The organism is Bosea sp. AS-1, assembly GCF_002220095.1.
Classification (GTDB): domain Bacteria; phylum Pseudomonadota; class Alphaproteobacteria; order Rhizobiales; family Beijerinckiaceae; genus Allobosea.
This window is the reverse complement of record NZ_CP022372.1, coordinates 864,542-876,528: the sequence shown is the minus strand read 5'-3', so window position 1 is coordinate 876,528 and position 11,987 is coordinate 864,542. Positions and strand designations below refer to the sequence as shown.

At 62.6% G+C, this 11,987-nt stretch carries 11 protein-coding genes; 8 read left to right on the top strand and 3 right to left on the bottom strand.

What is annotated here, in order from left to right:
- Positions 1 to 5 precede the first annotated feature (5 nt).
- From CE453_RS05805 to CE453_RS05795, 3 genes are read left to right on the top strand one after another with little or no spacing between them, the layout of a single operon-like run.
- A complete protein-coding gene (locus CE453_RS05805) occupies positions 6 to 605 on the top strand; it encodes a helix-turn-helix domain-containing protein (protein ID WP_089173722.1) in 600 nt (199 codons plus the stop codon).
- Between the two features lie 47 nt (positions 606 to 652).
- Entirely contained in the window at positions 653 to 1,723 is a 1,071-nt protein-coding gene (locus CE453_RS05800; RefSeq protein ID WP_089173721.1) for an NAD/NADP octopine/nopaline dehydrogenase family protein, read from the top strand.
- A gap of 57 nt (positions 1,724 to 1,780) precedes the next feature.
- Positions 1,781 to 2,653 carry an amino acid ABC transporter substrate-binding protein gene (locus tag CE453_RS05795; RefSeq protein ID WP_089173720.1) on the top strand — a complete coding sequence of 291 codons (873 nt, stop codon included), beginning with the start codon at positions 1,781 to 1,783 and terminating at the stop codon, positions 2,651 to 2,653.
- Positions 2,654 to 2,714: 61 nt separating this feature from the next.
- On the opposite strand, the gene CE453_RS05790 is transcribed toward CE453_RS05795, so the two are convergent.
- Both CE453_RS05790 and CE453_RS05785 read right to left on the bottom strand, forming a co-directional pair.
- Positions 2,715 to 4,073, bottom strand: coding sequence for a sensor histidine kinase (locus tag CE453_RS05790; RefSeq protein WP_248307972.1), 1,359 nt, complete (start codon positions 4,071 to 4,073; stop codon positions 2,715 to 2,717).
- Complete coding sequence (locus tag CE453_RS05785; RefSeq protein ID WP_089173718.1) at positions 4,066 to 4,731, bottom strand: response regulator transcription factor; 666 nt, start codon at positions 4,729 to 4,731, stop codon at positions 4,066 to 4,068. Before CE453_RS05785 ends, CE453_RS05790 begins: the two co-directional genes overlap by 8 nt.
- A 128-nt stretch (positions 4,732 to 4,859) precedes the next feature.
- Between CE453_RS05785 and CE453_RS05780 the strand changes: the two genes are divergently transcribed.
- Genes CE453_RS05780 through CE453_RS05770 form a run of 3 tightly spaced genes read left to right on the top strand, consistent with a single transcriptional unit; the run spans position 4,860 to position 7,588 of the window.
- Positions 4,860 to 5,639: an ABC transporter ATP-binding protein gene (locus CE453_RS05780; protein WP_089173717.1), complete on the top strand. Its 780-nt coding sequence runs from the start codon at positions 4,860 to 4,862 to the stop codon at positions 5,637 to 5,639.
- 16 nt (positions 5,640 to 5,655) lie between these two features.
- Entirely contained in the window at positions 5,656 to 6,522 is an 867-nt protein-coding gene (locus tag CE453_RS05775) for an ABC transporter permease (protein WP_089173716.1), read from the top strand.
- Positions 6,523 to 6,571: 49 nt separating this feature from the next.
- Complete coding sequence (locus CE453_RS05770) at positions 6,572 to 7,588, top strand: ABC transporter substrate-binding protein (RefSeq protein ID WP_089173715.1); 1,017 nt, start codon at positions 6,572 to 6,574, stop codon at positions 7,586 to 7,588.
- A 276-nt stretch (positions 7,589 to 7,864) separates the two neighbouring features.
- On the opposite strand, the gene CE453_RS05765 is transcribed toward CE453_RS05770, so the two are convergent.
- On the bottom strand, positions 7,865 to 9,232 hold the full coding sequence (locus tag CE453_RS05765) for a GGDEF domain-containing protein (RefSeq protein ID WP_089173714.1): 1,368 nt from the start codon (positions 9,230 to 9,232) through the stop codon (positions 7,865 to 7,867).
- 460 nt (positions 9,233 to 9,692) lie between these two features.
- On the opposite strand from CE453_RS05765, the gene CE453_RS05760 reads away from it, so the two are divergent.
- Positions 9,693 to 11,531: a methyl-accepting chemotaxis protein gene (locus CE453_RS05760; RefSeq protein ID WP_198302273.1), complete on the top strand. Its 1,839-nt coding sequence runs from the start codon at positions 9,693 to 9,695 to the stop codon at positions 11,529 to 11,531.
- A 132-nt stretch (positions 11,532 to 11,663) separates the two neighbouring features.
- Positions 11,664 to 11,975, top strand: a complete 312-nt coding sequence (locus tag CE453_RS05755; RefSeq protein WP_089173712.1) for a hypothetical protein — start codon at positions 11,664 to 11,666, stop codon at positions 11,973 to 11,975.
- Positions 11,976 to 11,987 lie beyond the last annotated feature (12 nt).

Here is an 11,987-nt window from a genome sequence, read left to right as displayed (position 1 = left end):
CGCCCATGAGCGAGCTGAACCCGCCCCAGATCGGCCCGCTTCTCCAACGCCAGCGCAAGGAGCGGGCGTTGACCCTGCAGCAGCTCTCCGCGCTGTCGGGCGTTTCGAAATCGATGCTGTCGCAGATCGAGCGGGGCGAGGCCAACCCGACCTTCGCCGTGCTCTGGAGCCTGACCCGCGGGTTGGGAATCGACTTCGTCGCGCTCCTGGGCGAAGGGCAGGCGACGGCCGGCGCCGACAGCTTCATCGAGGTGCTGTCACCGGAGCATACGCCGACGATCCGCAGCGCCGACAATTCCTGTCGGCTGCGTATCCTGAGCCCTCCCAACCTGTCCGGCGCGATCGAGTGGTACGATGTCGAAGTGGCGCCCGGCGGCTGCCTCGACAGCGCGCCTCATGCGCCCGGCGCGGTCGAGCATTTCACGGCGCTGTCGGGCGAATTCGTCATCGCCAGCGGCGCGTCGCGCCATCTGCTCAAGCAGGGAGAGACGGTGCGGTATCCCGTCGATGTACCGCACTCCATCAGCAACCCGTCGGAGAAGCCGTCGCGCGGGCTGATGGTTCTGCTCTACGGCAAATCGTCAAAGGGACGAAATGCCAGTTGAAACAATATCATCCTTGAGCTTCGGCTCAGCAGAAGAGGCGATCTCATATGCGCGTTAGTATCTTGGGCGCGGGGGCCGCGGCCTGCGGCGCCGCCGCCCAGCTCTCGATCATGGGGCATGACCCGATGCTCTGGTCGCCATCGGGCCGAAGCACCGAGGCACTCGCCGCCGGGGCGCCCCTGCTCGCAACGGGAGCGATCGAAGCCAGCATCCGTCCGCGCATCGCCGCGAGCGCCGAGGAAGCCGTCGCCAGTGCCGATGTCGTGATGCTGGCGATGCCGGGCTATGCCCATAAGCTCGCCTTCGACGCCATTGCCCCCCACCTCAGGGAGGGGCAGCCCGTCATCATCAGCTCGCACGCGTCCTTCGGCGCGCTCTATCTGTCGCGGCTGCTGGCCGCGCGGAAGCTGCGCACACCGATCATCGCCTGGGGCACGACACTGACGACCGGCCGCAAGGCGTCCGCGACCGAGGTCGCGGTGAACTCGCTACGCTCGAAGATCGATCTCGCGACGGTGCCGGAGAACGCTGCAGATGAAGCGCTGGCTCTCTGCACCACGCTGTTCGGCGAGCGCTTCGTCCTCCGCGAAGGGCTTCTTGCGATCGCGCTCAGCAATCTCAATCCCCAGAACCACCTCGCGATCGCGCTCTTCAATCTGACACGGATGGAGCGCGGTGAAAGCTGGGGCCAGGCGGAAAACGTCACGCCTGCGGTCGGACGGGTGATGGAAGCGCTCGACGCCGAGCGATTGGCCATCGCCGGGGCCTTTGGTGTCACGGTCAGGACGATCCGCGAGCACTATGCCTTTTCCTATCAGCTACCGGTCGGCAGCATCGCGGAGATGAATGCCGAGCTCCACGGCCGCGGCAAGGGAGGTTTCGGTCCGACGACCCTGGAGAGCCGCTACGTCCTTGAAGACGCCCCCTATGGCTTGTTGCCGACCGTCCTGCTCGGCCGGCTCGTCGGGCGTCCTGCGACGTTGCACGAAGCCGGGCTGACCCTGCTGTCGGCGGCTTACGGGCGCGACTTCACCCGCGAGAACGATCTCCTGCCCGCGCTCAGCTTCGACACAACGACGCGCGAAGGGCTGGAAGCACTGGCCCGGAATGGATTCTAAACACCGTTCTCCATCGAGGGCGGGCATCAGGCGAGCAATCGCAAAAGGGAGAGAACCATGAGATTCCATCTTGCTGCAGCCGCAGGCGCCTTTCTGGCCTTGAACCTCGCGGGCTCGGCCGCCGGCGCCCAGGAGGTCGACGCGATCGTCAAGAAGCTGAAGGAGACGCAGACCATCACCATGGGCGTCCGCGAGGCGCTGTTCCCGTTCAGCTATCTCGACGACAACAAGAATCCGACGGGCTACGCCGTCGAGTTCTGCAAGCGCATCATCGACGACATCAAGACCGAGCTGAATCTGCCCGAGATCAAGATCAAATACGTGCCGATGACGATTCAGAACCGGCAGGCGCTCGTCGCCAACGGCACGATCGACCTCGAATGCGAAGGCACGGTGAACACCTTCGGCCGTAACAAGCAGGTCGATTTCTCGTCCGTCAGCCACGTCTCGGCCAGCCAGCTCCTGGTTCTCAAGAGCTCCAACATCAAGAATTACGACGACCTGAACGGCAAGATCGTCGCCGTCGCCACCGGTGGCACCAGCGAGCCTGACCTCAAGAAGCTCATGGCCGAGCGGAAACTCAACCTGCGCGTCCTCAATGTCGACGACCATGCCGCTGCGCTGATCGCCGTCGAAACGCGACGCGCCGACGCCTATTTCAGCGACAACGGGGCGTTCTACGGGCTGATCAAGCAGTCGAAGAAGCCCGACGCCCTGGAGATCGTCGGAGACGAATACGGCTATGCGCCGCAGGGCTTCATGGTGCCCAAGCTCAACCCGACCATCCTCTGGATCGTCAATCACACGATGGGCAAGATGTTCAAGTCGGGTGAGGCCGAAGCTCTCTACATGAAGTGGTTCGGACCGCTCGGCGCCCATGTCGGCCCGAAGCTGAAGGCGGCCTGGGCGACGCAGTCCTACGCCGAATGAAGCAACCCGGACTGCCGCGCATCGCCCGGGTGCGCGGCGGTCCGGCCAAGCTCGACACCCGTCAGGAGCTTGCAAGCCGGAGACGGACGCGGGTCATGCCGTCGTTTCTGGAAACCTCGAGGGTTCCATGATGGGCCTGCGCCACCTCCGTCGCGATCGAGAGGCCGAGCCCCGAGCCGGCCGAGGTCAGCCCTTTCGCAAAGGGCAGCAGCAGCTCCGAAACCGGAGCCGCGAACCCCTCCCCGTCGTCGGCCACTTCGATCCAGGTGCCCCCATGATCGCCCCCCACCGTCACGATGAGACGGCTGCGGGCGCCATGCCTCAAGGCATTGTCGATGAGATTGCTGAGCGCTTCGCGCAGGCTGATGGCATCACCGTTCACCGTCGGTGATGTCTCGGCTGGCACGAAGGCGATATCGACCTCGCGCGGCAGCGAGAGCGGCACGGCCTTCGCCAGGACGCTCTTGGCGAGCTGGTTGAGATCGACCGCGGCCATCGCGGCTGCGTCCCTGCGATGGATCACCATCGCATGGTCGAGAAGCTGCCCGGTCAGGCGCCCCAGCTCCGCCGTCCGTTCATGGATCCGCGTGACGGTCTCGGCCTTGCGTCGCGATGCGGGCGTGCCGAGCAGGATCTCGACCTGCGCGTCGAGGGCAGCCAGCGGCGTCCGGATCTGGTGAGCGGCATCAGCGATGAAACGCTGCATGATCGCCATCCGCTCCGATAGCCGATGCATGAAGCCGTCGATCGCCTGAACGAGGTTGCGAACCTCGTTCGGGGGCTCTGCCGCGATTGGGCGCAGGTCATCCGGCCGGCGGCTCGCAATCTCGCGCTCGATGCGTGTCAGTGGCTTCAGCGCCAGCGTCACCGCATAGGCGGTGGCGAGCAAGGCAAGTACGCTCATGACCGCAATGACACCGAGCGCCTTGAGCGTCAGGTCGCGCGCAAGCGCACGACGCGCCTCGGTGGTCTGCGCCACGACGATCGTCGTCCAGTTGTTTGTTCCAGGCAGCTCGAGTTGCCGGGCAAGGCTCGCAATGCGCACGGGCTGGCCCTGATACAGCCCGTCCTCGAGGACGACGCCGGCGCGGATATCGACCGAATCGGCATCCGACATCAGATCGTCATAGCCAGCGACGACGACGCCGCGCGGATCGACGACCTTGTAAAAAACGAGATCGTAAGCAGCCAGCGTCGCGATCGCCGACACGGGAGGGTCAACCGTCACCACGCCACCCTGGACATAGACGTTCTCGGCGATTTGGACCGCCCCGCCGCTCAGGAGCCGGTCATAGGCCTGCTGTGCCGCGAGCCAGGAGGAATGCCAGGCAGCGAAACCGAGAGCGACCGCCCCCACTGTCAACACCGCCGTCAGCACGGCGATGATGCGGACGCGCAGTGACAGGCGAAGCTCAGACAACCGCAAGCTGGTAACCCAATCCGCGCAAGGTCCGGATTTCCACCGGCGAATCCGCGAGCTTGCGGCGCAGCCGCGCGACGAACTGCTCGACCGCGTTGGGGCTCGCCTCTTGGTCGAAATTGAAGAGCTGTTCGACAAGCTCCTCTTTCGGCACGATCCGCTCGGGGCGCACTGCGAGGATCTCGAGAACCGTCAGTTCCCGCCGCGTCAGGTTGAGGGGCCTATCGCCGATACTCGCGACCCGCCCGGCCCGGTCGATGGCGAGCGGCCCGACACGCAAGCAATTATCTGGCTGGCCGGCGCTGCGCCGCAAGAGTGCCCGTGCCCGGGCCTCGAGCTCCCCATAGTCGAACGGCTTGATCAGGTAGTCGTCGGCCCCGAGGTCGAGCGCGCCGATCCGCTCGTCCACCGCCGAGCGAGCTGTCAGTACCAGCACCGGCGTCGCGAGCCGCCGCGCCCGCATCTGTCGCAGGACCGAAAGCCCGTCCTGTCCCGGCAGGCTGAGATCGAGGATGACGAGGTCATAGGCCTGCACCGCCAGAAGCTCGGAGGCCGTGACGCCGTCCTGCTCCCAATCGACGGCGTGGCCGATTTTCTCCAGCCGCATCACCACGGCCTCGGCAATATCGGCAGTGTCTTCCACGACCAGCACGCGCAAGCGGATCGCCTCTCATCGACCATCGAGCCTCCCCATGGGCAGCTCGGTCAGGTTCACGTCAGCTTGTCAGGTTATCCCATCCAGCAAGCGCTCATAAGTGCGCAGGGAAACGAAACAAGGGAGGGCGTATGCTAGCCCCGTTCGACGCCGCAACCGCGTCTCCGCTCCTCTCGGTCGAGGGCGTGACGCTGCAATACAAGACGCCGGACGCGGTGGTGACCGCGACACGGCGGGTCTCCTTCGACGTTTACCCGTCTGACCGTTTCGTGCTGCTCGGCCCTTCCGGCTGTGGCAAGTCGACCCTGCTCAAGGCGATCGGCGGCTACCTGACGCCGGTGGAGGGGCAGATCAGCCTCAAGGGCCGCAAGGTCGCGGGCCCTGGCCCGGACCGGATGATGGTGTTCCAGGAGTTCGACCAGCTCCTGCCCTGGAAGACGGTGCGCGAGAACGTCGTGTTCGCCCTGACCGCTTCCGGCCGCGCCACCGCTGCGGAGGCTGCGGAACGGGCCCGCTCCTATATCGACAAGGTCGGGCTCTCCAAGTTCATCGACAGCTATCCGCACATGCTCTCCGGCGGCATGAAGCAGCGTGTCGCCATCGCCCGCGGCATGGCGATGGAGCCTGATGTACTGCTGATGGACGAGCCCTTCGCCGCGCTCGACGCTCTCACCCGCCGCAAGATGCAGGACGAGCTCCTGCGGCTCTGGGATGACACCCAGTTCACGGTGCTCTTCGTCACCCATTCGATTGAGGAGGCGATCCGCATCGGCACCCGCATCCTGCTGCTCTCGCCGCATCCCGGAGAGGTCAAGGCCGAGCTCAACAGCGTGCCGCCCGAGGAAATGGGCACCGGCAAGCAGGCCGCTCTCGAAACCCGCATCAACGACATGCTCTTCGCGCATCACTGAGCCGGAGGAGACCGATATGACCGATCTCGTCAGCTTCCGCCCCGAAATCATCCGCGACGTCAATTCCAGCGACGCCCCTGTCGTCGCCAAGACCATCGGCTGGGCCGAGCGCATCTACCGCCTCGGCTTCGTTCGCAAGGGCCTGATCCTCGCCGTGCTCGCCATCGCCTGGGAGGCCTATGGCCGCTGGCTCGGCAACCCGCTTCTCTTCCCGACCTTCGGCCAGACGGTGCAGGCCTTCGTCGAGAATATCGTCAACGGCATCATCCCGCAGCGGATGCTGGTCTCGCTGCAGACCCTCGTCATCGGTTACAGCATCGGCATCGTGCTCGCCGCGCTGCTGACGACGCTGGCGATCGGCTCGCGCATCGGCGCGGACCTGCTGGAAACGTTGACCTCGATGTTCAACCCGCTGCCAGCGATCGCGTTGCTGCCGCTGGCCCTGATCTGGTTCGGGCTCGGCACCGGCAGCGTGATCTTCGTGCTGGTCCACTCCGTGCTCTGGGCGATCGCGCTCAACACCCATGCCGGCTTCCGTTCGGTCTCGAACACGCTGCGCATGGTCGGGCAGAATTACGGGTTGCGCGGCCTGAAGCTGGTGCGACTCATCCTGATCCCCGCCGCCTTTCCGGCGATCCTGACCGGCCTCAAGGTCGGCTGGGCCTTCGCCTGGCGCACCCTGATCGCAGCCGAGCTCGTCTTCGGCGTCTCCTCGGGCTCCGGCGGCCTCGGCTGGTTCATCTTCGAGAACCGTAACCAGCTCGAGACGGCCAACGTCTTCGCCGGCCTGTTCACCGTGATCCTGATCGGCCTCTTCGTCGAGAACGTCATCTTCGCCGCCATCGAGCGCAAGACGATCCGGCGCTGGGGCATGCAGCACTGACACCCGCTTTCACAAGGCCGAACGGCCGCCACTCGGAGGGAAACACCCAATGGCATTCAAGACTTTCCTGCGCGCTGCACTTGCCGCGATAACCCTTGGCGCAGCATTTGCCGCCCCGGCCCGCGCCGAGGTCAGCGAGGTCCGCATCTCGAAGGGCTTCGGCATCCTCTATCTGCCGCTCATCGTGATGCAGGACCAGCAATTCCTGGAGAAGCGCGCCAAGGCTGCCGGCCTCGGCGACGTCAAGGTGACCTGGCTGATGCTGGATGGCGGCAACGTCATCAACGACGCGATGATGGCAGGCACGCTCGATTTTGCCGGCACCGGCGCACCGGGCTTCGTCACGCTCTGGGCCAAGGCCAAGGGCATTCCCGGCGTCGAGGTCGTCGGCGTCTCCGGCATGAGCTCGACCTCATTGTGGATGATGTCGAACAAGCCCGAGCTGAAGTCGCTGAAGGACTTCACGTCGAGCGACAAGATCGCCCTGCCCGGCATCAAGACCTCGCTCGCCGCCGTCGTGCTCCAGATGATCGCCGCCAAGGAGTTCGGCGACCCCAACTACGCGAAGATGGACCCGATGACGGTCAGCCTGCCGCATCCGGAGGCACTCGCCGCGCTGATCGGCGGCAAGACCGAGATCAAGGCACATTTCACTTCTCCGCCCTTCCAGTACATCGAGGCCAAGAGCCCGGGCATCCACCGCGTGCTCAACTCGGTCGATTATCTCGGCAACCTGACGCTCGATGTCACCTTCGCGCCGAAGAAGTTCGTCGACGCCAACCCGAAGATGACCCAGGCCTTCATCGACGCGATGGACGACGCCAACGCCCTGATCGCCAAGGACAAGAAGCTCGCCGCCGAGATCTTCGCCAAGGGCTCGAAGGTCAAGGTCGATCCTGTCGAGGTTCAGGAGATGATCGAGGACAAGGACGCCCGTTTCACCGCCACGCCCGAAGGCGTGATGAAGTTCGCCGAGTTCATGCACAAGGCTGGGTCGATCAAGGTGAAGCCGACCAAGTGGAGCGACATGTTCGTGCCCCAGCTCGCGGGCCGCTCGGGAAGCTGAGCGTCATCTCGCCCATTTGAGCAGTCAAGAGAAAGGCGGGCGCGGCAACTGGAGCGCGCCTGCCACGAAAAAAGCCGGCGGGGCTCATGCGATAGCAGAGCTCCCAACACAGGGCTTCTCGAACGAAAACCTATCCGCCGCAGTTGGCTCAGATCCAAAGTTGGTCGCCGGTCGGACGGCTCGACGGCCAGCGCCTCCAACGACAGCGCGGCGGTTTTTCCCGGCCGCGGTCAATAAGATCTGGCAGAAGCGATATCCAGAGAGCAGCCGTTACCATCAGCTCTTGGCAATCGTCTTTTCCCGGACCTGGCGAATGATGGCCTCGACACGGTCGATGAGATTCCGAGGATCGGGGTGTCCGTCATATTCTGCAACCGCAACATGCGTGGACAGGTCCCGGAGGACATGACCACCCAGTTCCAACCGGCTGGTCGCAATGATCGAGGCAATATGCTGCGCAAAAGCCTGAGCCTCGCTCTGAGTGGCTTCCACGCGGATGATGAAAAAACTGTCGCGCCCGAACTGGAAGACCGAGTCGCTTGAGCGCGAAGCGTTGAAGATCATCGCTGCCGCATGGTGAGCCAAAGCATCCAGACCATCTTCTCCGATGCGGTTCCTCAGCTCGGCCGAGTTTGCGATCTCGACCAGGATCACACTCAAGGGACGCCGCACTTTCTCCTGAAGGGAGATCTCGCGGGAAAGTGCTGCACGCAGATAGCGCCGGTGTAGGAGCTGCGTGACGGGGTCGCGTGCGCCGTCCACCTTCGTCGCGTGGTCAAAAAGCAAAGCTACGAGCCGCGCGAGCAAATCGATCGCCACCTTCAGGCTTTGCAGTGCGTCCCTCCGCTGCTCGAACCCAGTGTCGGAAAGCTCGAGCGCAATCTTGTCGATCTGGCCAATGGCTTCCAACGCAGCGGCGTATTCCGCGAACTGGGAAAAGATGACATCGCCCTGGTGGAGAAGCCAAAGGCCGAATTCCGATCGACCGAGGCTGCCGCTTTGGAGCGATGCATCGGGGAACTGGGCATTGAAGAACGCGTTCTGACCCCATTCCGCCAAGGCGGCCCTCTGGCGCTCCCTTTCAGCCTGCAGGTCCTTGCCGATGGAATAGAGCCGCAGGGCTTCGTCAGCGCGCGTGTTGCGCTCGAGATTGTTCATATGCGCCGTGGTCATCGCACCGAGTGCGATGTCGAGAGATCCTGATACATAGGCATGGGCAAGCGCTTGCTGAGAGGACGGGAGCGGCACCTCTTTGAGCAGTTCGTAAAAGCGTCGTCTCAGGACGCGCATTCCAAACATGATGAGACCGATCGGCACACGTATCCTTGCATGTGCCGATCCGACGAGAACTTGCAGCCGGATGATCTCGTCGAGATCTCCTTGTTCCTTTGCGAAAAGGACTTCGATCCAATTTTGGAGAGCCGATTGCAGGCGCTCGGTAACAACCGCGTGGTCCAGATAGAAGTGGGCCCGCGGCCTCGACAGCATAGCCTCGTAAAATTCTTCGCTGAGCTTATTTGATTTGCGTTGAGCCATTCGGCCAATGGCGAGCCTGACCTGAGCAGGCGTAACGGAATGAAGCTTGGATAGCTCGTCCCGCAAATTGACAAATTCCACGTCAAGGTGGGAGCGGCTGTCCAACATGCTATCTTTCGTCTCAAATCTTTTACGCGATGAAAGTATCCTTCAGCTAATAGACAGTTAATGTGCGTTTAATTCTAATATAATACCCAAGAAATTATTCGTTAATAATTGAGAAAGAAGCGTTAACACGTTAACAGCCGAACCGTCGCAGCGCCCATAATTATAGGAAATTCGCATAAAAAAGAGCGAATAACTGCTAGATCAAAGCATAAATTCATTAATATCGGCGAATACATTAACGAGTCCTTATTTTTTGTTAAAAATCACCCTTACGCCATGTAGACCTCCATTTAAGCCTGAAAGAATAGGAATTCCCCCAGAGTTACGAAGAGAAATTTTCTGACTCATTGCAATTTCTTGGCGACAACATTTGCGGCCGCGGGATGGGACCGTCACGCCCGATCCAACTGTCGCGCCTGAGTTAAGGCTCTTCCGGGGAGACTCCATGCCTTTGAAAGTCATGAACGCGCTCGGCTTCTCTTCGCACGCTGCCGAGAGCCAGGCTTTGCGGCGAACCCAAGCCGTTATCGAATTCGAGCCGAACGGAACGATTCGAGATGCCAACGCCCTCTTCCTCGAAACCATCGGCTACAGCCTCGACGAAATCCGCGGCCAGTCTCACGCGATGTTCGTTGATTCTGCTGAGCGCGCCAGCGAGGCTTATCGCAGCTTCTGGGCAAATCTGGCTGCAGGGCGAGCCAATCAGGCACAGTTCCTGCGCATCGCGAAAGGGGGGCGTAGAATCTGGCTGCAGGCGACCTACACTCCCGTGCTGGATCGAGCCGGCCGCGTCGAGAAGGTCGTCAAATTCGCATCCGATATTACCTCGCTCAAGGAGACGTTTGCCGATCTCGAAGGGCAGATTGCTGCGATCAACAAGGCACAGGCCGTCATCCAGTTCGACCTGTCAGGCAAGATTCTTGAGGCGAACGCGAATTTCCTCGCGGTGATGGGCTACGATCGCGACGAGATCATCGGCCGTCATCATAGTCTTTTCGCCAGCGAGGAGGTCCGAACAAGCACAACCTACCGCGAATTTTGGGAGAAGCTCAGGCGCGGGGAATACGATGAAGGCCGCTACATGCGATTGGCCAAGGGAGGCCGCGTCGTCTGGATTCAGGCCAGCTACAACCCGGTTCTGGATGCAGCCGGCCGCCCGTGGAAGGTCGTGAAGTACGCCACCGACATCACGGCCAATGTGATGGCGGAAGAGCAGATGCGCAGGGCCGTTTCCGAAACAGGGCGCGTCGTCCAATCGGCGATTCAGCACGATCTGACACAGCGCATCGCGCCCGACGGATTCTCCGGGGACTTGCTTGCGCTTTGCAGCAGCGTCAACGAGCTCGTCGAGAGTTTCGCTGGAGTCGTTCATTCGGTTTCCGGCATTTCACAAAGTGTCGAAACCGCGTCTCGGGAGATTTCCTCCGGCGCCGACGATTTGTCGAAGCGGACCGAAGACCAGGCCTCGTCTCTGGAGGAAACAGCAGCCACGACCGAAGAGCTGGCCGCCTCCGTGAAGGCGACGGCCCAGGCTTCGCACGATGCTGCGGCGATCGCCGAAGAGGCCATGAAAGCTGCCGACGCGGGCGGCGCTATCGCCGGGCAGGCTGTCGAGGCTATGGCACGGATCGAAACCGCCTCGACGAAAATCGCCGACATCATTCGCGTGATCGACGACATCGCCTTTCAAACGAACCTGCTGGCACTCAATGCGGCTGTCGAAGCCGCCCGGGCAGGCGATGCCGGCAAAGGCTTCGCTGTCGTCGCCAGCGAGGTGCGCACGCTGGCACAGCGCTCGAGCGCAGCGGCCAAGGACATCGCAGCTTTGATCTCGTCCTCCAACGCGGAAGTCGAGGGCGGCGTCAAACTCGTGCGCAAAGCCGGGGAATCGCTTGTCGCCATTCTGGAGGCATCGCGAAGAGTGGCTTCGACCATCAGCGAAATTTCCACGGCGAGTGGCGAGCAGGCCAGCGGGCTCGACGAAATGAGCCAGGCCGTGGCCCATCTCGACGAGATGACGCAGGCCAACGCGGCGCTGGCGGAGCAAAGCGCAGCTTCATCGACCGCGCTCACCGGCCGCACGAGCGAGCTCAACGAACTCATCGCCAGCTTTCGCATCGGCGAAGGCGTTGGGCTGCAACGGATAACCTCGAACGAGCCCGAGCGCCTGCGACAGCTCGCCCAGAACGCATTTCAGGAGACACGCCGCCCCAGCCAAGCAGCAGGCGCAAGGTCTCCTCGCCCGCAAAGGCGGGCTGTCGGAGCACCGCATTCCAGCCATGGCTGGGAAGAATTCTAAGCCCGCGCGGCAGATCACGGCGCCTCGTCCTCGCGTCCCGGCGCCGCCTCTCACCGCGATGATCCCTTGAGATGCCTTGCCGCCATCGGCCACGCCAAGATTGCGCCGATAGCCTTTCCCTGGAGAACCACGATGACGATGAACGATGAACTGCGGGACTATCTGACCGGCATTGCCAGCGCTCAGATCAGCCTCTTCGGTCTGTTGGTCGATCACCTGGAACGAGAGGGCATTCTCGACAAGTCAAAGCTCTCCGGTGAACTACAGAACATCATGAAGATTTCGGAGCACAGCGAAAAGCCGCTGCAACGTTACCAGGCGATGGTGTTCGATCAGGTCATCAACTGGCTGGCCTCGGGGAAGCCCCAATGGACGCCGGTCGTCATCCAAGGCGACGGCCAGCCCCACCCCGACAGCGATCGGCAAAACGCCGTGCAAGGCTGAGCGGTTGGCGGA